The organism is Sphaerimonospora thailandensis (assembly GCF_016863115.1).
In the GTDB taxonomy this organism is placed as follows: Bacteria; Actinomycetota; Actinomycetes; order Streptosporangiales; family Streptosporangiaceae; genus Sphaerimonospora; species Sphaerimonospora cavernae.
Map to the genome: position 1 here is coordinate 154,061 of NZ_BOOG01000013.1, position 26,427 is coordinate 180,487.

23 protein-coding genes are annotated in these 26,427 nt (G+C 67.4%); 15 read left to right on the forward strand and 8 right to left on the reverse strand.

The window, feature by feature from the left end; genetic code table 11:
• Positions 1–13: 13 nt before the first annotated feature.
• The 3 genes from Mth01_RS07820 to Mth01_RS07830 form a co-directional block, all read right to left on the reverse strand.
• Positions 14–511, reverse strand: coding sequence for a hypothetical protein (locus tag Mth01_RS07820; RefSeq protein WP_204013642.1), 498 nt, complete (start codon positions 509–511; stop codon positions 14–16).
• A 761-nt stretch (positions 512–1,272) separates the two neighbouring features.
• Positions 1,273–1,914 carry a hypothetical protein gene (locus Mth01_RS07825; RefSeq protein WP_204013645.1) on the reverse strand — a complete coding sequence of 214 codons (642 nt, stop codon included), beginning with the start codon at positions 1,912–1,914 and terminating at the stop codon, positions 1,273–1,275.
• 398 nt (positions 1,915–2,312) lie between these two features.
• Positions 2,313–2,945 (reverse strand): hypothetical protein, encoded by a 633-nt coding sequence (locus Mth01_RS07830; RefSeq protein ID WP_204013648.1) that lies wholly within the window; start codon positions 2,943–2,945, stop codon positions 2,313–2,315.
• Between the two features lie 341 nt (positions 2,946–3,286).
• Here Mth01_RS07830 and Mth01_RS07835 point away from each other — a divergent pair, with 341 nt between their 5' ends.
• Together Mth01_RS07835 and moeZ are read left to right on the forward strand one after the other, a co-directional pair.
• Positions 3,287–4,198 (forward strand): alpha/beta fold hydrolase, encoded by a 912-nt coding sequence (locus Mth01_RS07835; protein WP_204013651.1) that lies wholly within the window; start codon positions 3,287–3,289, stop codon positions 4,196–4,198.
• Positions 4,199–4,297: 99 nt separating this feature from the next.
• Entirely contained in the window at positions 4,298–5,476 is a 1,179-nt protein-coding gene (gene moeZ, locus Mth01_RS07840; protein WP_204013653.1) for an adenylyltransferase/sulfurtransferase MoeZ, read from the forward strand.
• Positions 5,477–5,581: 105 nt separating this feature from the next.
• Here the strand turns inward: moeZ and Mth01_RS07845 are convergent, their stop codons facing one another.
• A complete protein-coding gene (locus Mth01_RS07845) occupies positions 5,582–5,905 on the reverse strand; it encodes a winged helix-turn-helix domain-containing protein (RefSeq protein WP_204013655.1) in 324 nt (107 codons plus the stop codon).
• 222 nt (positions 5,906–6,127) lie between these two features.
• Here Mth01_RS07845 and Mth01_RS07850 point away from each other — a divergent pair, with 222 nt between their 5' ends.
• From Mth01_RS07850 to Mth01_RS07885, 8 genes are all read left to right on the forward strand, one after another.
• On the forward strand, positions 6,128–6,883 hold the full coding sequence (locus Mth01_RS07850; protein WP_239089463.1) for a hypothetical protein: 756 nt from the start codon (positions 6,128–6,130) through the stop codon (positions 6,881–6,883).
• A 1-nt stretch (position 6,884) separates the two neighbouring features.
• Positions 6,885–8,333, forward strand: a complete 1,449-nt coding sequence (locus tag Mth01_RS07855; RefSeq protein ID WP_239089464.1) for a S8 family peptidase — start codon at positions 6,885–6,887, stop codon at positions 8,331–8,333.
• Between the two features lie 9 nt (positions 8,334–8,342).
• On the forward strand, positions 8,343–9,224 hold the full coding sequence (locus Mth01_RS07860; RefSeq protein ID WP_204013657.1) for a hypothetical protein: 882 nt from the start codon (positions 8,343–8,345) through the stop codon (positions 9,222–9,224).
• Positions 9,218–10,423 (forward strand): S8 family serine peptidase, encoded by a 1,206-nt coding sequence (locus Mth01_RS07865; RefSeq protein ID WP_204013659.1) that lies wholly within the window; start codon positions 9,218–9,220, stop codon positions 10,421–10,423. Before Mth01_RS07860 ends, Mth01_RS07865 begins: the two co-directional genes overlap by 7 nt.
• Positions 10,424–10,538: 115 nt before the next feature.
• Positions 10,539–10,910 (forward strand): hypothetical protein, encoded by a 372-nt coding sequence (locus Mth01_RS07870; protein WP_204013661.1) that lies wholly within the window; start codon positions 10,539–10,541, stop codon positions 10,908–10,910.
• Positions 10,898–11,221 (forward strand): MGMT family protein, encoded by a 324-nt coding sequence (locus Mth01_RS07875; RefSeq protein ID WP_204013663.1) that lies wholly within the window; start codon positions 10,898–10,900, stop codon positions 11,219–11,221. Before Mth01_RS07870 ends, Mth01_RS07875 begins: the two co-directional genes overlap by 13 nt.
• Before the next feature lie 48 nt (positions 11,222–11,269).
• Positions 11,270–14,182 (forward strand): CDP-glycerol glycerophosphotransferase family protein, encoded by a 2,913-nt coding sequence (locus Mth01_RS07880; protein ID WP_204013666.1) that lies wholly within the window; start codon positions 11,270–11,272, stop codon positions 14,180–14,182.
• Between the two features lie 120 nt (positions 14,183–14,302).
• A complete protein-coding gene (locus Mth01_RS07885; RefSeq protein ID WP_239089465.1) occupies positions 14,303–15,211 on the forward strand; it encodes an RpnC/YadD family protein in 909 nt (302 codons plus the stop codon).
• A 300-nt stretch (positions 15,212–15,511) separates the two neighbouring features.
• Here Mth01_RS07885 and Mth01_RS07890 read toward each other — a convergent pair whose 3' ends face one another.
• Entirely contained in the window at positions 15,512–16,036 is a 525-nt protein-coding gene (locus tag Mth01_RS07890; protein ID WP_204013669.1) for a PIN domain-containing protein, read from the reverse strand.
• 153 nt (positions 16,037–16,189) lie between these two features.
• Here Mth01_RS07890 and Mth01_RS07895 point away from each other — a divergent pair, with 153 nt between their 5' ends.
• From Mth01_RS07895 to Mth01_RS07915, 5 genes are all read left to right on the forward strand, one after another.
• Entirely contained in the window at positions 16,190–18,214 is a 2,025-nt protein-coding gene (locus Mth01_RS07895; RefSeq protein WP_204013672.1) for an N-6 DNA methylase, read from the forward strand.
• Positions 18,211–20,223: a type I restriction-modification system subunit M gene (locus tag Mth01_RS07900; protein ID WP_204013675.1), complete on the forward strand. Its 2,013-nt coding sequence runs from the start codon at positions 18,211–18,213 to the stop codon at positions 20,221–20,223. Before Mth01_RS07895 ends, Mth01_RS07900 begins: the two co-directional genes overlap by 4 nt.
• 83 nt (positions 20,224–20,306) lie before the next feature.
• The gene (locus Mth01_RS07905) at positions 20,307–21,521 is read left to right on the forward strand and encodes a restriction endonuclease subunit S (RefSeq protein WP_204013678.1); all 1,215 of its coding nucleotides are present in this window, start codon (positions 20,307–20,309) and stop codon (positions 21,519–21,521) included.
• A 71-nt stretch (positions 21,522–21,592) separates the two neighbouring features.
• Complete coding sequence (locus tag Mth01_RS07910; protein WP_204013681.1) at positions 21,593–21,967, forward strand: AAA family ATPase; 375 nt, start codon at positions 21,593–21,595, stop codon at positions 21,965–21,967.
• Between the two features lie 92 nt (positions 21,968–22,059).
• Complete coding sequence (locus Mth01_RS07915; RefSeq protein ID WP_204013684.1) at positions 22,060–23,424, forward strand: AAA family ATPase; 1,365 nt, start codon at positions 22,060–22,062, stop codon at positions 23,422–23,424.
• A gap of 783 nt (positions 23,425–24,207) precedes the next feature.
• Here Mth01_RS07915 and Mth01_RS07920 read toward each other — a convergent pair.
• From Mth01_RS07920 to Mth01_RS07930, 3 genes are all read right to left on the reverse strand, one after another.
• On the reverse strand, positions 24,208–24,939 hold the full coding sequence (locus tag Mth01_RS07920; RefSeq protein WP_204013687.1) for an AAA family ATPase: 732 nt from the start codon (positions 24,937–24,939) through the stop codon (positions 24,208–24,210).
• Between the two features lie 3 nt (positions 24,940–24,942).
• The gene (locus tag Mth01_RS07925; protein ID WP_204013690.1) at positions 24,943–25,794 is read right to left on the reverse strand and encodes an aminoglycoside phosphotransferase; all 852 of its coding nucleotides are present in this window, start codon (positions 25,792–25,794) and stop codon (positions 24,943–24,945) included.
• 8 nt (positions 25,795–25,802) lie between these two features.
• Positions 25,803–26,427 (reverse strand): radical SAM/SPASM domain-containing protein (locus tag Mth01_RS07930; protein WP_204013693.1); only part of this gene is annotated, 625 nt, incomplete at its 5' end.

The following is a 26,427-nucleotide window of genomic DNA, read 5'->3' on the forward strand; positions in this document are numbered from 1 at the left end:
GCCCCGTCAATCGTCAGCGGTTGGGGAACTGGTTGAAGTGGTTGTTGTTGTTCCACCAGTTGTTGTTGTGAAGCATGTTGTTGTTGTTGTGCCACATGTTGTTGTTCCAGTTGTTGTCCCGGTTCGTCCGGTCCTGGAAGCCGATGGCGACGTCCTTGGCCGCGATGCCGAAGCCCGAGTTGTCGTTGAACCGGTCGTTCATCATGTTCTGGTTCCAGAAGTTGTTGTTGTTCCACCAGTTGTTGTTGTTGTTGAAGTTGTTCTGGTTGTTGTTCCAGAACGGGGTGTTGTTGCCGTTGTTGTTGTTGCCGTTGAAGAGCAACGGGGTGACGAAGGCACCACCGCCCAGGCCGCCGAGGCCGGTCCCGAGACCGGTGCCGAGGCCACCGCCGAGACCGCCACCCGCCGGAATCACGGCGGCGCCTGCGGCGGTGACACCCAGGGCGAGGGCGCCGCCCGTGATCGCGGTGCTCATGGCCAGCCCAGCGAGGATCTTCTTGAGAACGGGCATTGTGTGTCCTCCTTGACAGGATTCGATTGCCCCCTGATTCGCAGAACATTTCCCGCCATAATGGAGAAATGTCCTCATGGCCCCCGATCGGACCATCTTCCTGCGCCTTCTTGATTTCCGGGGACGTGATGTCGCAAACGAGGATCAGACGCCTTTAGTCTGGTATTATCAGTTTATAGACCGGCTTAGACTAATAATGCCCACTTTGTGGCGAGATGTCCGATTCTGTGAATGGGTCCCCGGTCTCTCCTCGCCGGTACGCGATCGGGCGGGGCCGAGGACGGCAAGCGGGTCTGGCAGCCGGCGGTGAAGAGGAGACGCCAAGCAGGAGAAGTGCCGCTCAGGGGCTGCTCAGAGGTCGCCCCGCCGCCGGAGACGGATCCTGGCGGAGGGCGAAGACGCACGGGGGACATGGCGGGTGCGGTAAGGAGGCGTGGAAGGGAGGCGGGAAACCGGGGAGAAACCGGCGCGGCAAGGAAGAACGAAGACGGGAGGAGGAACGGGAGAGCAAATGACAGCGCCACGCGTGCCCATCCCCTCGGATGAGCACGCGTGGCGAACAGAATCTATAGGCGATGCCGTGCCGCCGATTTGGCGAAGCACGGTGAGTATGAGTTCCCCGGCCGTGCCGTTCGGATGGCCGGGGTTCAGCGTGACGCTCGGTCGTTCACGTTCAGGGCCGAGAAGCCGACGGAGAGCCGGCCCACGGTGGGCGGGCCGGCTGTCCGCTCATGCCGGGCATCGTGGCACTGCGGGCGTGGTTACTCCGCCTCGGGCCCCTCCAGTTCTCCCGTTGTCCGCTGCCGAACGGGGCCGCGGTTCAGGACGTTGTTCTCCCGTACGGCGGGGTCGGCCTCCACCCGCTGACCCTGCAGCGGTTCGACGTCCGCGGCCTGGTGCTGCGCCGGCAGCACTGCCGTGCCCTGGTTGCGGTGCGGGTTGTTGAAGGAGTGCATCTGCTCGTACTGGTTGTTGTACGGCACCGCGTAAGAGTTGGACCACTGCGTGTTCCAAGGCATGGCCCCGGAGTGGTTCGCCGACTTCTGGAACGGTGTGAGGACGAGCGTGAAGTCACGCATCAGGAACTGGTCCTGGTTCTCCATCTGGCGGGTGTGCTGCCACTGCTTGTTCTTGTTCTTGTTCTTGTTCTTGTTCTTGCTCTTGCCCTTCTGGCCCTGGCCCTGCCTGTTGCGGTTCGCGTTGGCGTTCCGGTTGACGTTCACCGGGTAGTAGCGCGGCCTCGGCGCGGGGGGGATGTAGCCCCCCATGACGACCCCGGCGCTGGTCGCGACGGTCGGCGCGGCATTGGCCGCCGTGCTCGTCGCGGCGCTGATCGCGATTACCGCGCCCGTCATCGCCGTGCTGACGGCGAGAATGCCGCCGACGTTCCTCAACGTGGACATGAGACTTTTCCTCCTGAAAAATGATTTCCATCCCGGTGATCGGCCGATTCCACGTCCGCGAATTGGGGAGCGGCCCGAATCTGTCGGGACGTGTCCGCGGCGTGTGTCACAGCCGCGGATATGGCTGAATTCACTGATCGTCACAGGGCGTCGTGGGTGGCAGTCCGCCGGCCGGATGACGATCCGGCCGCTGATGGACCTCGAAGAGCGCCCATGCTCACTGTGTGAGCGCTTACGCGGAAGACATCGCTCCGCAGGGAGGCATGGGCGCTTTCGAGGAGCGCGGGCGTCGGCCGCCGGCACCGGCTACGAACCACGGCCGGTACGGGCACCGGGGCGGCGCGAAGGCGCGGTCGCCCTTCCGTCGAGCCCGCGGGGACGGTCACCCAGCGGCCCGGTTACCCGGCCGCGGCGCCGCCGTTGTTGTTGTTCTGCTCCGGCCCTTCGAGCTCGCCGTTCACGCGCTGCCTCATGGGTTGCGGAGTCACGTTGTTCGTCCGGACGCGCGGGTCCGCCTCCGCCCGCTGGCCCTGCAGCGGCGCCACGTCGGCGGCCTGCCGCTGCGACGGCAGGACTCCCGTGGTCTGCCTCTCGCGCGGGAGGTTCTGCTGGTTCGCGGTGCCCAGCTGGTGGTTCCACGGGAGGGCGTACGACTGGCCGTACTGCCAGTTGTACGGCAGGGCACGCGAGTCGCTGTCAGTCTTCTGGAACGGTGTCAGAACGAGGGTGAAGTCGCGCAGCAGGAACTGGTGCTGACCCTGCATCTGGCGCTCGTGCTGCCACTGCTTGGTCTTGTTCTTGTTCTTGTTCTTGTTGTGGTTCTTGCCCTTCTGGCCTTGGCGCTGCTTGTTACGGTTGCGGTTCCAGTTGTCGTTCCAGTTGCCGTACGGGCCGGGGCCGCCGACAAAGCCGCCCATCACGGTGGCTGCGTCGGCGGACGCGGTGGTCACGGCGGCACCCAGGGCGACGGCGCCGCTGGTCAGCGCGGCGCTGATCGCGAGGATCCCGACGAGGTTGCTCAGCTTGGGCATTTCATTTCCCCCTTGAAGGATTATTGCCCCGACACTCTGGCATTTCCCAGATGAGCTGGAAAATGTCCCTTCGGACGATCCTTGCGGATCATCCCTGCATTGTCTTGATTTCCTCACCGCGCAAGGGACAAACGGCGATCGGCCGCTTTTGCCCTCCGCTTATCGCTTTATTGACGACGTTGGGCTGCTACCGCTCATTTCGCTCGGAAATGTCATTTATGTCGGATTTAGAATGTCCCGGTATGGGCGTTATAAGTCTTCTGTCGGGCCGAGTGGACGCTGGCGGCGGTGCCCCGTACGACCTAGTGTCGAAGTGGAACGAATGGCACGAAGGAGGACGTATGGGAGCCGAGCCGATTCCGCACTGGCCCGGCGGGCTGATCGACACCGGTGACTTGCGGATCCATGCGAGAACGACGCCGGAAGGGCCGGAGGAGACGGCGGTCTTCGTACACGGCCTGGCCGGCTCGGCCACCAACTGGACCGACCTCATGGGGGAGCTGTCCGGCGAGGTGCGGGGCGTGGCGATCGATCTGCCCGGGGCCGGCCACTCGCCCGCGCCGCTCGACGGCGACTACTCGGTCGACGGCCATGTCCGCGTGGTCGCGCGGCTCGTCGAACGTCTCGGTGCTCCGGTCCACCTCTTCGGCAACTCGATGGGCGGAGCCGTCTCCGTACGCCTCGCGGCGACCCGGCCGGACCTGGTCAGATCTCTGACGCTGGTCTCGCCGGCGCTCCCCGACCTGCTGCTCCGGTACGGCCCGGCCCGCATCGCGATGTCGGCCGCACCCAGGGTCGGGGAGCTGGCCCTCCGCTGGCTCAGCGCGCTGCCGCCCGAGCGGCGTGTCCGGGCCTCTCTGGGTATGTGCTACGCCGATCTGTCGATGGTGCACCCGGAGCGGTTCCGCGACGCGGTGGAGGAGTTGCGCCGGCGAGACGGCCTCCCCTATTCCGGTGCGGCGGTCGTGGGGTGCGCCCGGGCGATCGTCAGGGAGTACCTTCGCTTCGGGCCGGACAACCTGTGGTCTCAGGCCGCCCGGGTCAGCGCGCCCACCCTGCTCATCTACGGCCTGCGCGACCGGCTGGTGCACTCTCGCATGGCGTACCGGGCGGCCAGGACCTTCCCCGATGCCCGGCTCGTCCTGTTGCCGAGTGCCGGCCACGTGGCGCAGATGGAGTTTCCCGAGGTCGTGGCGAGGGAGGTGCACCGTCTTCTGGACCAGACCCGGGTGTCCATCCATCGGACACCGTGATTGGGGAATGCGGGGGTGCCCCGGTTAGGTTGTGAGAAGAGCTTGTGAGGGGCCCATGGATCCGAGCATGACCATCGGCACGAAAACGGGAGTGGAACTGTGTCGTTGCCACCACTGGTAGAGCCGGCAGCCGAGCTGACCGTCGAAGAGGTGCGCCGCTACTCGCGCCACCTGATCATCCCCGATGTGGGCATGGCAGGCCAGAAGCGGCTGAAGAACGCCAAGGTGCTGTGCGTGGGTGCGGGCGGCCTCGGCGCTCCCGCGCTGTTGTACCTCGCGGCCGCCGGGGTCGGGACACTCGGCATCGTCGACTTCGACATCGTGGACGAGTCCAACCTGCAGCGGCAGGTCATCCACGGTCAGTCGGACATCGGCCGGCTCAAGGCCGAGTCGGCCGCCGCCACCGTCCGCGAGGTCAATCCGCTGGTCAACGTCGTGATCCACAACGTGGCGCTCACGACCGACAACGTGATGGACATCTTCTCCGGCTACGACCTGATCGTGGACGGGACCGACAACTTCGCCACCCGGTACATGGTCAACGACGCGGCCGTGCTGCTGGGCAAGCCGTACGTCTGGGGATCCATCTACCGCTTCGACGGCCAGGCCAGCGTGTTCTGGGCCGAGAACGGCCCCTGCTACCGGTGCCTCTACCCCGAGCCCCCGCCGCCCGGCATGGTGCCGAGCTGCGCCGAGGGCGGCGTCCTCGGCGTGCTGTGCGCCGCCATCGGCTCCATCCAGGTCAACGAGGCCATCAAGGTCATCACCGGCATCGGCGAACCGCTGGTGGGCCGCCTCATGATCTACGACGCGCTGGAGATGAAGTACCGGGACGTCCGGGTGCGCAAGGACCCCGAGTGCCCGCTGTGCGGCAAGAACCCGACCATCACCGAGCTCATCGACTACGAGGCGTTCTGCGGCACGCTCTCGGAGGAGGCGCAGCAGGCCGCCGCCGAGTCGACGATCACCGCGGCCGAGCTCAAGGCGATGCTCGACGGGGGCGAAGACATCCACCTGATCGACGTTCGCGAGCCGAACGAGTACGAGATCGTCAGCATCCCGGGCGCCGTGCTGATCCCCAAGGGCGAATTCCTGAACGGCTCGGCCCTGGAAGGCCTGCCCCAGGACAAGAAGATCGTCCTGCACTGCAAGTCGGGCGCCCGGTCGGCGGAGGTCCTCGCGGTCCTCAAGAACGCCGGATTCTCCGACGCCGTCCACGTCGGCGGCGGCGTGCTCAGCTGGATCAAGACCGTCGACCCCACCCTCCCCACCTACTGACGACCAGCCCGTGATCTCGCGCTTGGGTGGGATCGTTGGCTCCGGTCGACAGATGAGTACGGCCTTCGCCGAGGCGAAGGCCGTACTCATCTGGAGTCTGTGAGGTTACGAGGTGCCCGGGGTGTCGGCGGGCGGGAGGATCGCCAGGCCGCTGGGGGAGACGATCTTCTGTAGGTTGCTCACGTAAGTCCTGAACGCCGCGCGGCCCACGTCGGTGAGGCGATACCAGGTCCTCGGCCGCTTGCCGATGTGGCCCTTGCGCACGTGCACGTATCCGGCGGCCTCGAGTGCGCTGCCGTGTTTGGACAGGACCGAGTCGCTGACGCCGAGGGTGTCCCGTACGAAACCGAACTCGACCTCCTCGCCGGCGGCCAGCAGCGAGACGATCTGCAACCGGACCGGCGCGTGAATGACCGGATCGAGATCCATCAGAGTCCCGCTTCGAGCTTCCTCGCCATCCGCCGGGCTGCCCAACGTGAGATCAGCGGGCTGGTCACGGCCATGAAAGTGCCGCCTCTTCCGGGTTCACGCCGCGTTCCTCTCTTGTTTGCTTTCTACTGTGGAAAGTACTTTCTCCTTTCCATAACGTCAAGTACTTTCCAGGACGGTTTGCGGGGATCTCGACTCCGAGGGGCGTTAAGGTCACTGTCAATGGGAATCGTGCCGGGGCGGGCGAACGGAGGCGTGGTGGGCGAAAGGCGGACCTGGCCGGCCCTGGCCGTCGCCTCCGCACTGACCCTCGTCTGCGCGATCGTCGCCGGCGTCGCGGCCAACACCGCCCTCGCCGAGCTCACCCGTGGTCCCAGCGCCGACGAGGTACGGCAGGCCGCGGCGGCCGAGGTGGCACGGCGCTGGGAACGCTGGCCGGTGGGCAGGATCTTCCCCGCTACCCTGACGTACAACAGCGAGCAGGGCGGCGTGGAGCGGGCGCGGCGGGTCGGCGTCTCCTCCCGGTACGACTGCCGGTCCGCGACGGACACGCGGCTCCACAAGGCGCTGCGGGCGGCCGGTTGCCGGGCGATTCTGCGGGCCACCTACCTGGACGCGCTGCAGGGCATAGTGATCACTATAGGCGTCGCCGCGTTCCCCGACGCCCGCTCGGCGGCCTCCGCCGAGCACGCCTTTCCGCGTGACGGCGCCCCCGTCCCCGGGCTGCGCGCCCTCGCCTTCCCCGGGACCGTGACCGACCGCTTCAGCCAGGCCGGCCGGCAGGCGGCCACGGTACGGCAGGCCGGGCCGTACGTCGTGATGACGACGGCGGGACAGGTGGACGGGCGTCCGGCCCGCGCGGTGGGCAGGCAGCGGCCGACGATGTTCTCGTTCACCGACGATCTGGCCGGTCAGGTCGCATCCGCGCTCACCGCTCCGGCAGCCCCCGACTGCGCCGCCGAGGAGTGGCGGTGCTGAGGTGCTGACCTCGCTGAAGACGATCGCGCGCATGGTCGCCGCGACCCTGGCCGCCACGGTCGCGGTGCTGACACCGGCCTTCACGACGCCGGCCTTCACGACGCCGGCCTTCACGACGCCGGCCTTCACCCCGCTGGGTGCGGTGGCGCGGGCCGACGACGTGCGGCTGAGCCAGCGCGACGTGCTGCGGACACTGGACGCGGCCAATGCCTGGACCATCACGAAAGGGCGCGGCGTGACCGTGGCGGTGCTCGACTCCGGTGTCGATCCCCGTCACCGCGACCTCGTCGGCTCGGTGGTCATCGGCAGGGACTTCACCGTGGGGGCGAACCCCCGCGGCGTCGGCGCGCTGCGCCTGCACGGCACCTACATGGCGTCGCTGATCGCCGGTCACGGGCACGGGCCGGGCGGCCGCGACGGCATCATCGGCGTGGCGCCGGAGGCGAAGGTGCTGTCGGTCCGGGTGATCCTGGAGGACGAGGAGCCGGGGTTCCGCACGTTCAACTCCGACCCCCGCTTCGAGGGCGTCGTGGCCAAGGGCATCCGGTACGCCGTGGACCACGGCGCCGACGTCATCAACCTGTCTCTCTCCAAGGATCTGCCCACCGAGGCGGAACGAGCGGCCATCCGGTACGCCATCTCCAAAGGCGTCATCCTCGTGGCCGCCGCGGGCAACGACGGCGCGGGCAAGCGCACCGCGCCGTACTCCTATCCAGCGTCGATCCCGGGGGTGATCTCGGTGGCCGCCGTGACCCCCGCGATGCGCCGCGCCTCGTTCTCCAACCGGAACTCCTCGGTGCTGGTGGCGGCGCCCGGGGTGGACATCCTCGGCGCCGGTCCCGGAGACGAATACTGGGTGGGGCGCGGCACCTCCCAGGCGACCGCCCTGGTGTCGGGCGTCGCCGCGCTCATCAAGGCGCGCCACCCCCGGATGGCGCCCGCGCTGGTCGCTCAGGCGCTGACCTCCTCCCCGGCGAGGAAGGGCGCCTACAACACCGCCATCGGCTTCGGCGTCGTCAACGCCTACCGGGCGCTGAACATCGCGGAGGGGCTCTCCCGGCACCGGGTCACGGCGACGGGACGCGGCGTGCGGGATCCGAAACGTGCCGTACGCGCCGCTGCCGCCGGCCGAGCCGACCCCATCGTCGTCGTGCGGCGTGACCGGAACGCGATCGTGCTCTACAGCGGCATCGGCCTGGCGGGCCTCGGCGGCGCCGGCGTCGGCCTGGCCGCGATCACCGTGCTCGCGCGGCGGGCCAGAAGAGGGAGCGCCAGAAACGGGAGCGCCAGAAGAGATGACGACGGACTACCGGGCCGTTTCGATTCGACGGCTCCGCCGTACGACGGTGACTCCACGGCTCCGCCGTACGGTATCGGTTCGCCCGCTCCGCGACCCGAAGCAGCGAGATCGGCGACGTCGCCTCCTTGGTCGCAGGCCCCCCCGACGTAGCATCGGAGTATGCCGCCTGAGCACGACCGGCGCGCGCGGCCCGGTGACCGGCGACGCGATCTGACGCCCAGACCATCCGCCGGTCGGGCGCATGCGCGTCCCTGGCCGGGGACGAGGCGGCGGGCCGCGGCGGAGCGGGCGGCCAGGCAACGGGCCGAGCTGGCCCGGGGTGTGCGGTTCCGCTCGGTCTACCTCGCGATCATGGGCGTCGTCCTGGCCGTCGCCGCGATGAACGTGCTGCTCGGCTCGGTCGGCGTGATCAACGAGAGGCGCTCGCGCCCTCTCACCGAGGACGAACGGGCGAGGTACGTCGCGCAGGACGTGGCGCGCCGCTGGCACGCGTGGCCGATCGGCATGGTCTTCCCGGAGGAGTTGCCGTACACGGCACTCGGCCGGGCGCGGCAGGACGCCCGCAGGGTGGGGGTGGCACCCGAGGCGCCCTGCACGGCTGCGCTCGACTCGCAGGTCACGTCGGTCCTCGGCCGGTACGGCTGTCGCACCGTGTTGCGCGCCACCTACGTCGACCAGACGGCCACCTTCGTCGTCACGGTGGGCATAGCCGTACTACGAGACGAGGAGGCCGGGCGGCGGGCGGCCGCCGAACTCCCGGTGGACGACCGCGTCGGCGTACGGCCGGCGGCGTTCCCCGGCACGATCACCGACACCTTCGGACCGGCGCAACGGCAGTGGACGGGCTGGGTCGGGGCGGGACCGTACATCGTCTTCGCGACGGCGGGGTACGCCGATGGCAGGACCCGGGAGTCGGTCCCGCCGGAGGAGTTGCCGAACAGCGAGATGGTGCCGGTGGCCCAGTCGATCGCCGGGCGCGTCGCGCGCGCCCTCGTGGAGCCCCCCGATGTGCCGCGCTGCACCCGGGGAGACTCGTGCTGAGGCGGGTCGCACTGCTCGGGATCGCACTGTGGGCGGTGCCGGTGGCCGTCCTGCCTCCGCTCGCCGCCGGACCCGCCGCCGCCGAGCCGGGCGGGGACGCGCGGCGCTGGGCCATGGACGCGGTCAACGCCCCGGCCGCCTGGCGGGTCACCAAGGGCTCGGGCGTGACCGTGGCGCTGCTGGGCGCGGATCGCCCGGACGAGGGTGTGCCGGAGCTGCGGGGCCGGGTCACACAGGGGCCCGACATGACGGGCCTCGACAGGGCGGACGGCGCGTACGGCGACGGGCCCGTCGGCCGCGACGGTACCGCGATCGCCTCCTTGATCGCCGGAAGTGGACGCGGCGGCGGGATCTCCGGTGTCGCCCCCGAGGCACGCGTCCTGGTCATCCCGGTCGTGGCGCGGGAGACCGGGCAGCCGTCCGGAGGGGGCTTCGTCGAGCCTGATCCGGGGCCGGGCCTGCTCGACGACACGCCGTTCGCCCGCGGGATCCGGTTCGCCGCCAACCAGGGGGCGGCGGTCATCTTCCTCCCCGCCCCGCACTATGGCGTGTCGCGCGCGGAGCGCGAAGCCGTCTCCTACGCGCTGTCACGGGGGGTCGTGCTGGTCGCCTCCGTGGGAGACGGCGGGCGCTCGGAGTACGCCAGGCGGAACGGCACGTCGTACTGGCGCTTCCCGGCCGGTTATCCCGGAGTCGTGGGGGTGGCCGCCGTCGATCGGCAGGGTCGCGGGACCCCGGAAAGCAGTGACAACCTGTCGGCTCTGGTCGCCGCGCCCGGGGCCGGTGTCCCGGTGGCGGTGCCCGGGGGCGGGTCCGGCACCGCGTCCGGGACCGGGATGGCGGGTGCGATCGTCGCCGGAACTGCTGCATTGATAAAAGCCAAATATCCCGATATGCCGCCCGAATTGGTGTCGCGGGCGCTGACCTCGACTTCTCGGCCCCACCCGCGTGCCGGTTACGACGACAAAGTGGGATTCGGCGTGGTGGACGCGGCGGCCGCCCTGACCAAAGCGGGGGAACTGCGCGGGTACGCCCGGACGGCGGGTGTGCGGGACGACGCGCATTTCGGCGGCGGCCGGCTTTCCGGGGCACCCGAGCGACCGGGCCCCGATCCCGTTAGGCTCTGGGTCTACGGCATCGCCGCGGCACTCGGGGTGGTCGGTTTCGGTGTCGCCGTCGGTGCGCTGGCCCGGCGTTGATCACATTCCTGTGATCACATGTTGGCCGCCATTTGGCCGCGTTTCGGACGCGGTCATCGGTGTGTTCGCGTTTTGTGTTACAGGGCGGGGTCAAGTTTCGCTAATGTCGCGCCTCATGGGGTACGAGCTGCGCGTAGAGCGTGAAGCACCGCTTGCCTACGCCGAACTCGCGAGCGTGGTTTCGGCGGAGGCCGGATTCGAGCTGCGAGGGTCGCAGGAGGCCGGCGAGGTCGTTGCGTTTCATGGCGACTCGGCACACCATGTCGCGGCCTGGTCCGGGCGCCTGTCCGGCGCGCCCGGGTCGGACTGGCAGGTGGCCCAACTCGCCCGGCTCACCGCGCTGGTGGGAGCGAGGCTGGTGGGCGAGGACGGCGAGTCCTACGGCATCAGGGACGGCATCGTCGAGCAGGTGAACGGATCGTCGGCCTACGAGTTCGGCAAGCTCGAAGAGATCATCGCCGCCGGACCGGCCGAATGGAGCGCTTGAGCGGCGGGCGCGGCGAGCCGTCGCCGTATGCGGACCGGGTGCTCGACGTGGTCGAGCGAATCCCGCCCGGCAAGGTCATGTCGTACGGCGACATCGCGGAATATCTCGGTGAGGGCGGCCCCCGGCAGGTCGGCCGCGTAATGTCCGACTGGGGCGGCGGGGTACCGTGGTGGCGGGTCGTCCACGCGGACGGCACCCCGGCGCGAGGCCTGGAGGACCGGTTCCTGGCCAGGTGGCGGGAGGAAGGAACTCCCGCGCGCGGGGCACGGGTGGACATGCGTTCGGCGCGATGGGACGGACGGGCCTCCTGACCGGATTACCATTTCTAGAACGCCGGTCTCCGAAGGGTGGTGCCCCCTATGACACCCGCACGCGTCAGCGAGGCGGTCGCCGATAGATTGCGGGCTGTCCAGGACTTGTACGACCGTGGTGAGCCTGTCGAGGCCCTGGTCGCGTCGGTGCGCGAGGGAGGGTTGTCCCGGGCGGAGCGTGCCGAGGTCGACAGGGAGGCGCTTGTCGGGCCCCTGGGACTCCGGCTCGACGCCGCCGCCAAGCGCGGCCCGGGACGGCGCCGTCAGACGATCGACGCCCTGCGGCCGTACCTCGCCGAGGTCGACCCGAAGGTCAAGCGTGCCCTTCCGGTCGGTCGCCGGGTGGCCTGCCACCTCATTGAGACGCGGGATCCCGGGGAGCTCGCCGAGAGCGACGCGCTGGCCAAGCTGGCCGCGGCGGCGGCCGAGCCGTCCCGCCGGGTGCGCAAGGGCCTGCGGTGGTACGCGGACCTTCCGGTGGAAGTCGAGCAGCAGACGCTGCTGCGGCTGCGCGCCGCCGATCTCGTGCCGGTCACCCAGATCGATGACATCAGGTGGGAGGGCGGCCGGCTGCGCGTCAGCGGCTACGCCTACCTCGCCGGCCTGTCGGTCCGCAGCAGGCGGTTCAATCGCGCCACCGTGGTGCTGCGCGGCCCTCGATGGCTGCCGCCCGTGACGCTGAAGACGCGGCGCACCCACCGGCCGGAGGCCACCTACGCCGCCAAGGAACCGGGCTGCAACTACGACTGGTCCGGCTTCACCGCCGAGCTGAACCCGTTCTCGCTGCGCTGGCGGGCCGGGCTGCGTGCCGTGGTGCGCGGCACGCAGCGGTTGCTGCGCCGCCGTCACACGGTCCAGGACACCACGACATGGCGGGCCGAGATCGCGATCTGGAGCCGCGCCGCACGGTCGGCCGGCCCGCTGCGCGGCCCCGCGATCGGTCGCGCCGAGCGGCCGGCCGGGCTGCGGATCCGCCCGCGTTGGTGGGTGCGCCCCGTGTGGACCTCGGACAAGGCCCTGCAGGTGGTCCTTCAGCCGACGCGGGCCGAGCTCACCGATGTCCGCCTGGAGGGTGAGATGGTCCACCTCACCGGTTTTCTTCCGGGCCGCCCCATCACCAGGGGCAAGGCCAGGGTGGGCGGGCACCGGATGTCGGCGGACTTCACCCCGGTGGAGGAGGGCACCGCCGAAGGGGGCACGCGGTTCTCGCTGGCCCTTGCCGTACAGACCGTGCTGAACGCGGAGGCACGGCGGCTGTGGGTCGAGCCCAAGGGCGACCCGGCGGCCACCGTGATGCTGGAGGGCGCCGCGGAGACGCGGCTCATGATCGGCGACCGGGAGATCACCGTCCAGGGTGACCGGCGTGACCGCGTCGTCATCTCGGGACACAAGATCCGCCCCGTGATCACCTCGGCGGAGTGGCGCGAGGAGTCGCTCACGCTCGCCGGTCGTTACCCCGACCCGGACCCGGGCCCACGTGACCTGGTGCTCCGGCACCGGGGCGGGCTGACGATCCGTGTGCCGCTCCAGCGGGACGGTGACACGTTCTCGGTACGGCTCTCGCCCGGCGCCATGCCTCGCTTCGGGACGGCCGTTCCGCTCGCCGAGGGCAACTGGAGCATCTCCGTGGCTCCTCCCGGCCAGTACGGCAAGGCCATGGTGCCGACCCGCTTCGACCACGCGGGGCTCGCCGGGTTGGACGAGGACCCGCGCTCGATCGGCGGCCGGGTCTACCGGTTCGTCGCGACCCGGTTCGACGCGCCCATGCTGATCGCGGCGGAGGAGCGGCCCGGCGACGAGCGCAGCGTCGCGGGGGTGTGGGCGCTCAGCCGCACCTTCTACCCCGCCGAGCGGGCCCGCCCGCTGCGGGAGGCCACCGTCTACGTCTCCTTCGACGGCCGGTCCTACTCCGACAACCCGCGTGCCATCTATGAGGAGCGCCTGCGGCGCGGGGACGACGGCGAGCACATCTGGGTCGTCCGTGACGGCGCCTTCGTCCCGCCGGGATCGCGTGAGCTCGGCCTGGGCGACGGCATCGTCCCCACGGTCGTGCGTGAGGGCAGCCGCGAGCACTACGAGGCGCTGGCCCGCGCCCGCTACGTGGTGTCCAACGGTTTCCTGCCGCAGTGGTTCCGTACCCGCGAGGACCAGGTGTGCGTGCAGACCTGGCACGGCACCCCGGTGAAGCACATCGGCCGCGACCAGGCGCACATGAAGCGGGAGCCCAGGCCGCCGGTCTGGCACCGCCAGGCCGTCGAGGTCCGCGGCTGGGACCTGCTGCTGTCGCAGAGCGAGGTGGCGTCGTCGGTGCTGCGGAAGGCCTTCGGCTACGAGGGCGAGATCCTGGAGGCGGGATACCCGCGCAACGACGTGCTGGTCGCGACGGAGCGGGACGCGATGGCCGCCGAGATCAGGCGGCGCGTCGGCGTGCCTGAGGGCAAGCGCGTGATCCTCTACGCGCCGACGTTCCGCGACCATGACCGCAGGAACGCCGCGGTCAAGCTGGATCTGGCCGACGCGAAGCGGGCTCTCGGAGACGATCACGTCGTGCTGGTGCGCGGACACATGATGCAGGCGTTCCCGCACGTGCACAGCCATGATGGCTTTGCCCTCGACGTCACGACTTATCCGGATATCGCGGACCTGTTGGTGATCGCTGACGTACTGGTCACCGACTACTCGTCCGTGATGTTCGACTTCGTGGCCACCGGGCGGCCGGTCGTGCTCTTCACCCCCGACCTGGCCAAGTATCGGTCGACCCGCGGGCTCTACCTCGACCTGGAGTCGCAGCGGCCCGGTCCCCGGCTGGAGACCTCGGCCGAGGTGGTGGAGGTGCTGCGCAACATCGACTCCGCCACCACCAAACTGGCTGACCGATATGCCGCCTTCGTCCGCACCTACGCCCCCCACGAGAACGGCAAGTCCGCCGCCCGCGTAGTGGATCACATCTTCAAGTCCTGACGCGGTGTCGCGGGCGGGCGGCCGCGTGCTCGAAGCCCGCCCGCCGTTCTGGGAGCCGTACGGCAGGCGGACCGGCAATCTGGCATCACAGATAGTGAGCACGGTGTAGCGTTACGTGTCATGCCGTCCCCCCAGCACGACACACTCAACCTCATGTTTCGCAACAGGCCCGAGCTCGCCGTGGAGATGCTGCGCGATCAGCTGGGTGTTGAAGTACCCGACGGGCTTCCGGTTCAGTTGGTGAGCAACGAGCTCAACGACCGCCCGTCCAAGGACCTGTATCCCGACACCGTGATCACGGTTGGTCCACGGCACGACCCCAAGCACGCCATCATTGTCGAGATCCAGCAGAAGAAGGACGAGACGAAGCGCAAGCAGTTGCCGCGGTATGCCGTAGCGCTGTGGCTGCAGCTGTCCTGTCCGGTCACCGTGCTGGTCATCTGCCCGGACGTGCGGGTCGCCACATGGGCGGCTGAGCCGATCCCTTTCGAGGTGCCGGGCTGTGCGCTGAAGTGCGAGGTGATCGGCCCCGAGCAGATCCCGCCGGTCATCGACCCGGCGGAGGCGGTGGCGCATCCGGAGCTGGCCGCGTTGTCGGTGATGGCCCATGGAGAGGACGCTCCGGTGGTGGAGGCGTTCATGGTCGCGCTGGAACGTCTCCCCGACGATCACGCTCCGCAATACTATGAATACGCATACCGCTTGGCCTCGCTGGCTGCCCGACACGTCATGGAGAAGCTTATGGAATCAGCTACCTGGCCGGTCTACAGCCCCTTCGCTCGAAAGCACTACGGCAAAGGCGTCCAAGTCGGCCGGACAGAAGGCCGAGCAGAAGGCCGAGCAGAAGGCCGGGCAGAGGACGTACTGACTGTCCTGCAGGTGCGGGGCATTCCCGTCTCCGACGCCGACCGCACCCGCATCATCAGCTGCACCGATCTGAATCGGCTCGACGACTGGATGCGGCGTGCCGTCACCGCCACCTCCACCGCCGACCTGTTCGATGACGCACCCGAACGGTCGGTTGGATAGCCGGATAGGAATTCATGCAGCGATTGAGTCCGCCAGGCCCGCCTCAGGTAGCCCTTCTTGAACCGGTCGATCTCCTTCCGCTCCTGCTCGACGCAGTCGTGGGCGTGATCGACAGCCCGCTGCTCTCCGGCGATCACTGCAACACGTTCGGCCGTACCCATGTGTCTCCTTCACGAGATGCCCTTATGGGCACGTGCCAGAAGCGAGTAGGTTGCACCCGTCTATCACTGGTTTGCCGCTGCTGCCACCCATTCGGCATAGGCGGGAGCCGCCGGATGGGGGTCCGGCGGCTCCTGGCGTTCAGGCCGCCTCGGGGGTGGCGGGGTCGATTGTGCGGATGTCCGGCACGGCGGCGTAGAGCTGCCAACTGAGCGCCTCGCGGCGGGAGATGACGGTGACCCGTACGCCCGAAACGGTGAGCCAGCCGGCCAGCTCCGCGAAGTAGTGGTCCCCGGAGCCGATCACGACGTGATCGAAGCGCTGGTTGAGCTGATCACCGTAGGCGGCCTCGACGAGCGCCTGGTCGGCACCGTCGGGGCCGGAGCGGGCGAGTAACTGCGCGCTGTGGAAGGCCGTCCCGACCGAGACGAGCGCGTTGTGATTGACCGCGACGATGAACTGGTCCATCGAACCGATCGGGACGATCGTCCGGTAATGCCCCATCAGTGCGACGACCTCCGACGTGGTGGGCCGGGTCGAGCGGGTGAGGTTCTCGATGTCCAGCAGGTGTACGGCCCGTCCGATGCGCAGGCTGCGCCTCGCGCGTCGCCTGCCGCGTCTGTGAGGAGCCCGGAACTGGTCCGCAGCGGAGGTTGTCACTGCCATCGATCCCTTCCATTACGAAGGTGCGACGTGGTCGATGGTCACCATTGAAGCATGCGTTGATGGAATCGACCAATAATTCACGGGTCGTTGTGTTTGGCACGAGAAGTGAGGTACGGTCCCAGCGACACAGGACCCACGCATTGAGGAGCTCGAGTGAGCAGGGACGTCCGGGTGACCGCAGCGGACATTTCCCGGCTGGGCGACGTGGGCCGCGCCGCGGTGAGCAACTGGCGTCGCAGGCATGACGACTTTCCCCAGCCAGTCGGGGGCACCGCGACCAGCCCGGTCTTCTCGCTCAACGAGATCAAGGAGTGGCTGCTCTCCCACAGCGAGGGGAGGGAGCTGCCACTTCGCGAATGGCTCTGGCAGGATCTGCGCGCCAGCACGGCCGAAGAAGAGCTGCCGGACCTGATCGCCGGTCTCGGCGCCTTCCTCATCCATCTGGACGACACCGAAGACTGGGCATCGCTGTCAGCCTTGGACGATGCGGCTCTGGCCGCCGCCCTGGCCGTACGGATCAAGCCGGATATCTCAGGCTCACTCATCGTGGCCAGGGTGCCGCTCGTCCGACAGCTGGCCGATCTCGCCAAGCGGGACGGGGCCGCGGCGACCTTCGCCTTCCTCCGTGACCGTTACTTCGAGCTGCACACCAAGCGGACCTACGCCACGCCGAAGGCTGTCGCGCAGTTGATTGCCGCCCTCAGCAACCCGTCGGCCTCGACGGCTCTCGATCCGGCCTGCGGCTCCGGCACATTGCTCAAAGCCTTGCGCGACCGTCCAGATGGCAAGGTGAAACACCTGCTGGGCCAGGACATCGACGAGGCCGCTGCCCGGTTGACCGAGGTCCACCTCGCCCTCCAGGGCTGCGAAGCCGAGATCCAGAACGGCGACTCGCTTCGTAGGCCCGCGTTCCCCGGCATGACCGTGGACGCGGTGGTGGGCAACCCGCCGTTCAACGACCGTGCCTGGGGTTATGAGGAGCTGGCCGCCGATCCGCGATGGGAGTTCGGCCTGCCGCCCAGGACGGAGTCGGAGCTCGCCTGGGCCCAGCACGCGCTCTCCTACCTGGGGCCCGGCGGCACCGCCGTACTGCTGATGCCGCCGGCGGCGAGCAATCGCCGTGCCGGCCGCCGCATCCGCGCCCAGCTCATCCGCCGAGGCGTGCTCCGCGCCGTGATCACGCTGCCGCTCGGGAGCATCCCCAACATGGCGGTCGCGCTCAACCTGTGGGTGCTGCGCAAACCGCACGACTCACGGACTCCGAGCCACGTACTTATGATCGACACCTCCGGTTGCCCGGAAGTCTTCGTGCAGGTCGCTTCGGCCGCATGGGGGCGATTCGATGGGGGAGACGAGGTCGGTGAGCCGACGATCAGCCGAGCCGTACCGGCCATCGACCTGCTGGACGACGAGGTCGACCTCACGCCTGCCCGATATCTTTCCGCCTCCACCGAGGACATATCACCCGAGCGGGTGAACGACCAGCGCGAGCGGATGGCGGACCTTCTCCGGGGTGCGGCATCGATGATTCCGGCGGTTGAATCCGCGGTGGAGACGACCAACGAGCTCTCGCTGGTGCCGCTGGCGGAGTTGGAACGGCGCGGGATGCTGACCATCGAGCACCAACGCCTGGTGAAATCGGGCGAGGCGTCCGAGGCTCCGGATGGTGTGGCCGTTGTGATGCCGGAAGACGTCATAGACGATCGGACTCCCACCGGCGCCATCTCGACCACGCCCGTCAAACACGAGATCGTCGTACGGCCCGGCGATGTGCTCGTCCCGCACCTGGTGCATCGGCCGGTGGCTCGCGTCGCTTCTGGAGGCGACGGCGGAGTGGCCGGAGCACTCCTCGGGCCGCGGATCTCCCTCCTGCGGGTCGATCCCGACAAGCTCGACCCCTGTTTCGTGGCGGGGTTCGTGGCCGGCTCCGTCAACGCCCGAAACTTCGTCACGTCGGCCGGCAGCCGTGCCCAGGTGGACGTACGGCGGGCAGGCGTGCCGCTGCTGCCGATCGAGGAGCAGCGCCGGTACGGCGAGGCGTTCCGGCGGCTGGCCGAGTTCGAGACTTCCCTGCGCCGGGCGGCCGCGCTCGGCGATGATCTGGTTCAGCTGATTTCCGATGGTCTGACGCAGGGCGGCGTCCGGCCCGCTACCGATTCCGAGAAGGGTGCGCGGTGAGTCTCAACCACCAGAAGTACGCGGATTTCATCTGGTCCGTGGCCGACCTGTTGCGGGGTGACTACCGCCAGTCGGAGTACGGCAAGGTCATCCTGCCGTTCACCGTGCTGCGACGCCTCGACTGCGTGCTGGCGCCCACCAAGGAAGCGGTCCTGGCGATGGCGGAGGAGCTCAAGGGCGGCCCCCTGCCGCAGGGAGCCAAGGACCGCAAGCTCCGGGATATCGCCGGCGAGACCTTCTACAACATCAGCAGGCTGGACTTCAAGAAGATCGCAGCCGCGCCGGACAACGTGGCGAGCAACCTGCGGGCCTATATTGGCGGTTTCTCCCCGGGCGCGGTCGAGGTGCTGGACAAGTTTCGCTTCGACGAGCAGATCACCCGGCTGGAGGAATCCAAGCTGCTCTATCTGGTGATGTCGAAGTTCGCCACCATCGACCTGCACCCGGACAAGGTCGACAACCACCAGATGGGCTACATCTTCGAAGAGCTGATCCGGAAGTTCTCCGAGATCTCCAACGAGACCGCCGGTGAGCACTTCACCCCGCGTGAGGTCATCAAGCTCATGGTCAACCTGCTGATGGCCCCGGACGACGAGGACGTGATGGTGCCCGGCGTCGTCCGTACGGTCTTCGACCCGGCCTGCGGCACCGGCGGCATGCTCACCGCGGCCGAGGAGCACATCACCCGGTACAACACCAGGGCGACGGTCAAGGTCTTCGGGCAGGAGCTCAACCCGGAGTCGTGGGCGATCTGCCGTTCGGACATGATGCTCAAGGGCCAGGACCCGACGAAGATCGCCTTCGGTAACTCCTTCACCGCGGACGGGCACCCGTCTGGACGGTTCGACTATCTGCTGGCCAACCCGCCGTTCGGGGTGGAGTGGAAGAAGGTCCAGACCGAGATCCTCGACGAGGCGGAGAACCTCGGCTGGGCCGGCCGGTTCGGCGCCGGCACGCCCCGGATCAACGACGGGTCGTTCCTCTTCCTCCAGCACATGATCTCGAAGATGAAGCCGGTCGAGGACGGCGGATCGCGCATCGCGATCGTCTTCAACGGCTCACCGTTGTTCACCGGCGCCGCCGGGTCGGGCGAGTCGGAGATCCGCAGGTGGATCCTGGAGAACGACTGGCTGGAGGCGATCGTCGCGCTGCCCGACCAGCTGTTCTACAACACCGGCATCTCCACCTATTTCTGGATCCTGTCGAACCGCAAGGCCCCGGCGCTCCGGGACAAGGTGATCCTGCTGGACGCACGTGATTATTGGGCCAAGATGCGCAAGTCGCTCGGCGACAAGCGCAAGCTCGTCACCGACGAGCAGATCGACGAGCTCACCAAGCTCTACAAGGACGTGATCACCACCGGGATCGAGGACCCAAAGGTGAAGGTCTTCCCGCGGCACGCCTTCGGCTACCAGCGCATCACGGTCGAGCGCCCGCTCCGGCTGCGCTTCGAGGTCACCGACGACACGGCCGAGGAGCTGGCCCAGGTCAAGGCCGTGCAGAAGTACGAGCACAGGGCCGCCCTGCTCGACGCGATCCGGTCCCTTTCCGGTACGGCTTGCGCCACCAGGAAGGAGATGGAGGCCGCGCTCATCGAGCACTTCGCCAACCACCAGCTCGGCGCGCACGGAAAGGTCGCCGCACCGGTGATGAAGGCCGTGTGGGCCGCGGTCTCGGTCAGCGACCCCGAGGGCGAGCTCCAGACCGACATCAGGAACGATCCGCTGCCCGACCCCGACCTGCGCGACAACGAGAACGTGCCGCTCACCTCGATGAACTCGACCCCGGCCGAACGTCTGGCCGAGATCGACGAATACCTGAAGGCCGAGGTGCTGCCGCACGTCCCGGAAGCCTGGGTCGACCACGCCAAGACCAAACTCGGCTTCGAGATCCCCTTCACCCGCCACTTCTACGTCTACACACCCCCACGCCCCTTGGAAGAGATCGACGCCGAACTCAAATCCCTCGAAGCCCAAATCCAGCAGTTGTTGAGCGAGGTAACTCGATGACGTGGAAGCAGACGGCTCTTCGGGGAGCGGCCGAAGTAGCTCTCGGGCGTCAGCGTTCACCGCAGCACGCTGAGGGTCCGCACATGGTGCGATATCTGCGGGCAGTGAACGTCAAAGACGGTGAACTCGCTCTCGATGACGTGATGTCGATGAACTTCACCCCTCAAGAGCAGCGGATTTTCTCGCTACGTCCAGGAGACGTGCTGGTCACAGAAGGCAGCGGAAGCCTGGCCTCAGTGGGTGCCTCCGCCGTCTGGCATGGCGAGATCGATGGAACGGTCTGCTTTCAGAACACGCTGCTCAGACTTCGGCCCCGAGTGGATGTAGACGGTCGTTTCCTCGGCTGGTGGGCCCGCTCAGCTTTCGGGTCGGGAGACTTCGCCTCTATCGCATCCGGGGCGAACATCTACCACCTCAGTGCCGAACGGGTTCGATCGCTTCCGATCGAGCTTCCACCAATGGATGAGCAGCAGCGCATCGCTGACTTTCTTGAAGAGGAGACCAGCCGGATCAGCCGGATGGAATCACTCCGTGAGGTTCAGCGCGAAATCCTCGAAGAGCGCGCCGCAGCAGTGATCACGGAGATGCTTATCCCCGGTTCACTGAGTAAACCAAAGGGCGAGTGGCCTTGGCGGTGGCTACCTGCCTTGCCTTCTGATCAGTCCCTTGGGCGCTTGGGGTACATCTGCCGGCTGCAAACTGGTCTGACCGTTGATGGGAACCGGGAACTCTCCGGCGACGTGGTAACGCGCCCCTACCTGCGAGTGGCAAACGTTCAAGCGACGCACTTAGCGCTCGATTCAATCACCGAGATCACAGTTCCTCGCTACATCGCAGCTCGGAGCACCTTGCGACATGGCGATGTCCTGATGACCGAGGGCGGCGACCTGGATAAGCTGGGGCGAGGAACGGTATGGCGTGACGAACTTCCGGGCTGTCTCCATCAGAACCATGTCTTCGCGCTGCGGCCTGATCGTGACAAGCTGGACGCCGACTATTTGGCACTGCTCACCAGGTCGGTGCACGGCCGCTGCTACTTCGAGAGCACCGGGGTCAAGACCACGAATCTCGCATCTACCAACAGCAGCAAGATCCTTGGATTTCCCATACCGCTGCCCCCGGTAGAACGGCAGCGCCAGTTGGTGAGGGAAATCAACCAGAGCCTCGAACTCATCAATCAGGCGTCATCGGCCATCGACAAGCAGGTCGCGCTCCTGGCCGAGCGGCGGCAGGCGCTGATTACGGCGGCGGTGACGGGGCAGCTCGATGTGACGACCGCTCGTGGGGCCGGGGTCTGAGGCTGCCGCGGTGGTCTCCGCCGCCGGCCCAGGCTGGGCCGTACGACTAAGACGAGGAGGTGAGAGAAGGGATGGCGGAGCAGCGGATTTCAGAGTTGCGGGTGGAGAACTTCCGCAGTCTGCGGCAGGTGGCGTTGCCGCTGGGGCCGGTCAACGTGCTCATCGGGCCGAGCGGCGCGGGCAAGACCAACGTGCTGGAGGTGTTCCGGCTCCTGCCGGATATCGTCCGCAGCGATCTGCGGACCTCCGGTGTGCTACCGAGGTGGCGGAGGTCTCCCAGATCGGCGAGTGAAAGCCGCGAGCCCGGGACCCCACCTCCGGAGGGATCTTCCCGGGCTCACTTCCAACCGCTCCGCAAAGCGGCGGCGTCGTCACTGATAGTACTCGACCCGCGCCGTCACGTCGAGACGTTTCTTCCCACGGCAGTCTCCGCCCAAGGAGCGTGATCATGGATCCCATGCATGATGAGAAGGTCTTCGAGGACGATAGCGAGATGGCAGTGCACGCCTCCGCGCTGGTCACCGGGTAGGGGGCGGTCATGTACGTTAGTGAGATCGAGATCTCCGGAGTTCGCTGCTTCTCCGGACCTCGGGATGTCGATCTACGGCTCACCCGTCCTGATGGCAGCCACGCGGGCTGGACGGTCCTGGCCGGCCGGAACGGCTCCGGCAAAACGACGCTGCTGCGGGCGATCGCACTGGCCATGGCAGGGCCGACCGTCGCGCACAGCCTGGCCGACTTCGCCGACTGGGTGTCTGAGGGGGTTGACGAGGGCGTCGTTGAAGCGATGCTGACCGTGGATCCGGACTGGGATCGGTTCACGGACGCACAACCCACCAGCGACACCCTGGATGCGCGCCTCCATTGGTTTCGCGAGCCGGTTGAAGATTCGAGTGAATATTGGCGTCAGCCCACCTTGATCGGTGAAAATGACGACGCTCCTCTGGGGCCTTGGGCGCGCAATCCCCGAGGGTGGTTCTTCGCCGGATATGGGCCTTTCCGTCGCCTGACCGGAGGCGCGTCGGAGACGCAGCGGCTCATGCTGCATGCCGGTCCTGTTTCACAGCTCGCCAGTCTGTTTCACGAGGATGCCTCGCTGGCCGAGAGCGTCAGTTGGCTGATCGACCTGCACCTGCGGCGACTGGAGACCCGGCAGGGTGCCGCGGAACTGCTGTCGTTCGCCATCAGGTTGCTCAACGACGGCCTGCTCCCCGACGGCTTCCAGATCCAGCGCGTCGACAGCGAGGGTCTGTGGGTGGAGCGGAACGGTCATGTCATCTCACTGCGTGAGATGAGCGATGGCTACCGTACGGTCACCGCGCTCGTGCTGGACCTGGTCCGGCAGATGGATCAGGTCTATACCGACAAGAGGGGCAGCAGAATCGCCGGACGCCACGCCTACCGTCCCGAGCACGCAGAAGCGGACCGGCCGCGTGTCTACCTGCCCGGGGTCGTGCTCATCGACGAGATCGACGCGCATCTTCACGTGAGCTGGCAGAAGAAGATCGGAGAATGGCTCAAGGAGCATTTCCCGGCCATTCAGTTCATCGTGACCTCGCACAGCCCCTACATCTGCCAGAGTGCCGACCCCGGAGGCCTGATCCGGCTCCCCGGAGTCGGTGAGGACCGTTCGCCTGAAGTGGTCGACGAGGATCTGTACCAGCGCGTTGTGTACGGCAGCGGCGACGACGCCCTCCTCACCGATCTCTTCGGCGTGGACTCGATCTACTCCGATGAGGCCGAAAAGCAACGACGGAGGCTGGTCGTGCTGGAACGCGCTGTCCTACGCGGAGAGGCCACTGCCGAGGAGGAACAGGAGTACAAGAACCTTCGTGATCTACTCACCAGCTCGCTGGTCACGCGAGTGGACGAGGTCGCCGCGAGGTTCGTCGAGCCATCATGATCCGGATTAGTCGGGGGACTCTTTCCACACACCTGAACGTCCAGCTGCGGCAGAAGACCGACAGGCTGCGGCAGTGCCGGGTCGATGACGCGCCGGCACGCGCGCGTACGATGTGGAACTCGGCCAAAGTCCTGCGAGACGAGCTGACGGTGCAGCTCGCCCTCATGGCTCTGGGGATCCGCGCCTGCATGTACTGCGGCGACTGCCTCAGCACGGGCATCGATCATTTCGAGCCGCTCGCGCAGGCGCCGTTCCGAGCCTTCGACTGGCTCAACCACCTCCTGGCCTGCGCCCACTGCAACAGCCACCAGAAACGTGATCTCTTCCCTCGGGACGAACAGGGCAGGCCACTGCTCATCGATCCGTCCGCCGAGGATCCCGATGACCATCTGGAGCTCATGCTGGCCACTGGAACCTACGAGGCGTTGACGCTCCGAGGTGAAGCGACGATCGATGTTTTCGGCCTGAATCGCGACGATCTGGTGCGGAGCAGGCGTTATGCCGTCATCCGTACGGCATCCATGCTTCGCGACCGTTCTCGCCTCTTGCAAGAGGGCGACACGGAAAGGGCCGGCGAAGTCCTCGTCTCGCTGTTAGGCCAGCCGTTCGCTGGTGTTCTGCACGCCATGCTCCGCTATCGCGATCTCCCCAAGCGCCGCCCTCGTCCTTGGCGGCCAGCAAGTCGTCGATATGCTCGCCGATCCGACCCTCCACCTCTGACCCTCGTCAGACAAAGGATCATGACTTCGGCTCCAGTGTCTCATGAGAACGGCGGCCGCCGAGCTACGTATCCTCGTCAAGCGCGTACCGCAGGTAGAAGTGAGGTTTGGCGAGGAAGCGTCGCCAGTGGTCGACCAATTGGAGCTTGTCCCATTCAGACGGGTGGATGCCGTGGTCGCCGAGTTCGAGGATCTGGGCACCGGGGAGGCTGGCCAGGATCGGGGAATGCGTGGCGCAGATGATCTGTCCGCCCTGGCGGGCAACACGGTTCATGAGGCCGACCAAGCTCAAGCATGATTGGAACGACAGGGCGGCCTCAGGCTCGTCCATGAGGTAGAGCCCTGATCCGGACACCATACGCTCCAAGACGGTGATGAACCCCTCGCCGTGAGATTGCTCGGTCAGGTCCTCCTCCCAGAACCCGTGTCGGCCTGACACGTTCTGACCAAGATTGAAGAGCGTTTCCGCGCGGAAGAAGAACGCTCGCCGCTTGGTGCGCGGGCCGTGGAGAAGACGCAGCCCTGCGGTGGTGAGTTCGGTCTCCATGATCTCGCCGAGGGGGGTGGCGGGGCCGGTGCTGGCGTACTTGGTGCCCGCCTTGCCTCCCTCGGAGTTGATGCCGCAGGCATCCGCGATCGCCTCGACGATGGTGGACTTGCCCGACCCGTTCTCTCCAACGAGGAAAGCGACGGGAGCGGTCAGGGTGAGCCCGTGTTCGGCAAGGTGGGAGACGGCCGGCAGCGTGGCGGCCCAGCCTGTCGGGGCCTGACGGGTGTGTAGCCGGGTGAGGAGCATGCGCTATCGCCTCTCTGCGGCTCGGATCAGGCTGATGGCGTGGGCGTGCACCGGCTTGGCAAGGGTTGGATAGTCGCCGCTTCGGGTTGCGCGGTCGAGAATGTGCGCGGCGGCGGACAGCTGCGCCAGACGGCCGGTCGGGGTGTCGAGCACATCGGCGAATAGATCGTGCACCTGGGCGGCAGTGGTGGGGATCAAGAGGCTATGCAGGTAGAGGACAGCAGCGCCATACCCGGCTGGGGCGTTCCCCCAGTACTCCCAGTCGAGCACGCACAGGCGGGGGTGGGTGAGGTTGGCCCAGTGCAGATCAGTGTGTTCGGTGCGGATGGTCGGGGCTCCGGGTAGGTCGAGCGGGCGACGGTAGAACGCTTCGACTCGTCGTATCAGCGAGGAGGGGTCGTGTTCGCCTCGGTGTGTGGAATGTGTCGCGAGGGTGTCTACGGCGGCACGCAAGTCCGTCCACCAGGAGGGGGACAGGTTCGGGGGATCGATCAGGTGAGAGGTGGTTGAGCTGGGCGGATCGGGCGTATAGGAGAGCAGCTCGGCATATATGCACACAGGCGGCTCATTCCACTCGATGCGGGCGATCAGCGCGGGTTTGGGTACGCCGGTGATCGCTGCGGCGTCCTGATTGCCGGTCCACGCTTCGCCGTACGCCCAATCGCGGTGTTCGGCAGTTGCGCGAAGCCAGAAGTGGCCCCGGTCCGTGAGGGCGGCTGATCCGATGGTGCGGTCGTGCCAGCCGAACACCGCTTGCCCCGTTAGGGATACGCCGAGTCGTTCCGCGCCTTCGGCAAGGATGCGGTGCAGGAATCTGCGCTGTCCGGACTCGGGGTGGCGGTGCCGGCTGGTCATGGTGCCCCTTACTTGTGGCCCGTCGGGCGGCACTTGTTGGGGCTGCAGCTCATCACGGGGTTGCAGTTGCGATCCTTCGGCGCGCATGGCCCGCATGAGTAGTTGGGGGCGCAGTTGTTGGCCGGGCGGCAGTTGTTCGCTGGTTTGCAGGACGGGCTACAGTCCGGACTGCACGGGTCCGGTCGACATGGCCTGGCCATGCGCACCTGGAACTCCTCTTGTAGCTGGCCTGTGATCTGGGCGAATGCCTCGCCCTTGAGGATATCCGCGAGGGGCGTCTGTCGGACGTTACCGACCGGCAGCCAGCGGGAGAATACGCACGGCCAGACGTCGCCTGTGGGTGAGATGGCAATCTTCCGGTCTCCGCAGTTGCCGCAGAGTTGAGCGGTGCTGGGGCCGCTGTCCCGGACGCCGCGTCCGACTTCGCGAAGGTCGTCGTACCCGATCTCTGGGACGCCGAGACGTTCGAGTACGGCGATGCCCTGTTGCGTGCGCTGTCTGTTGAGAACTCCGATCACTCCGGCGCGGAGGGGGATTCCCAGGTCCTGGGCACGGGCGATGTTCCTTGTGGTGACCTTGAGCGTGGGTCGTCTGGTGATTGCCTCGTGTTCGTCCGGTTGGTCGGAGTAGTAG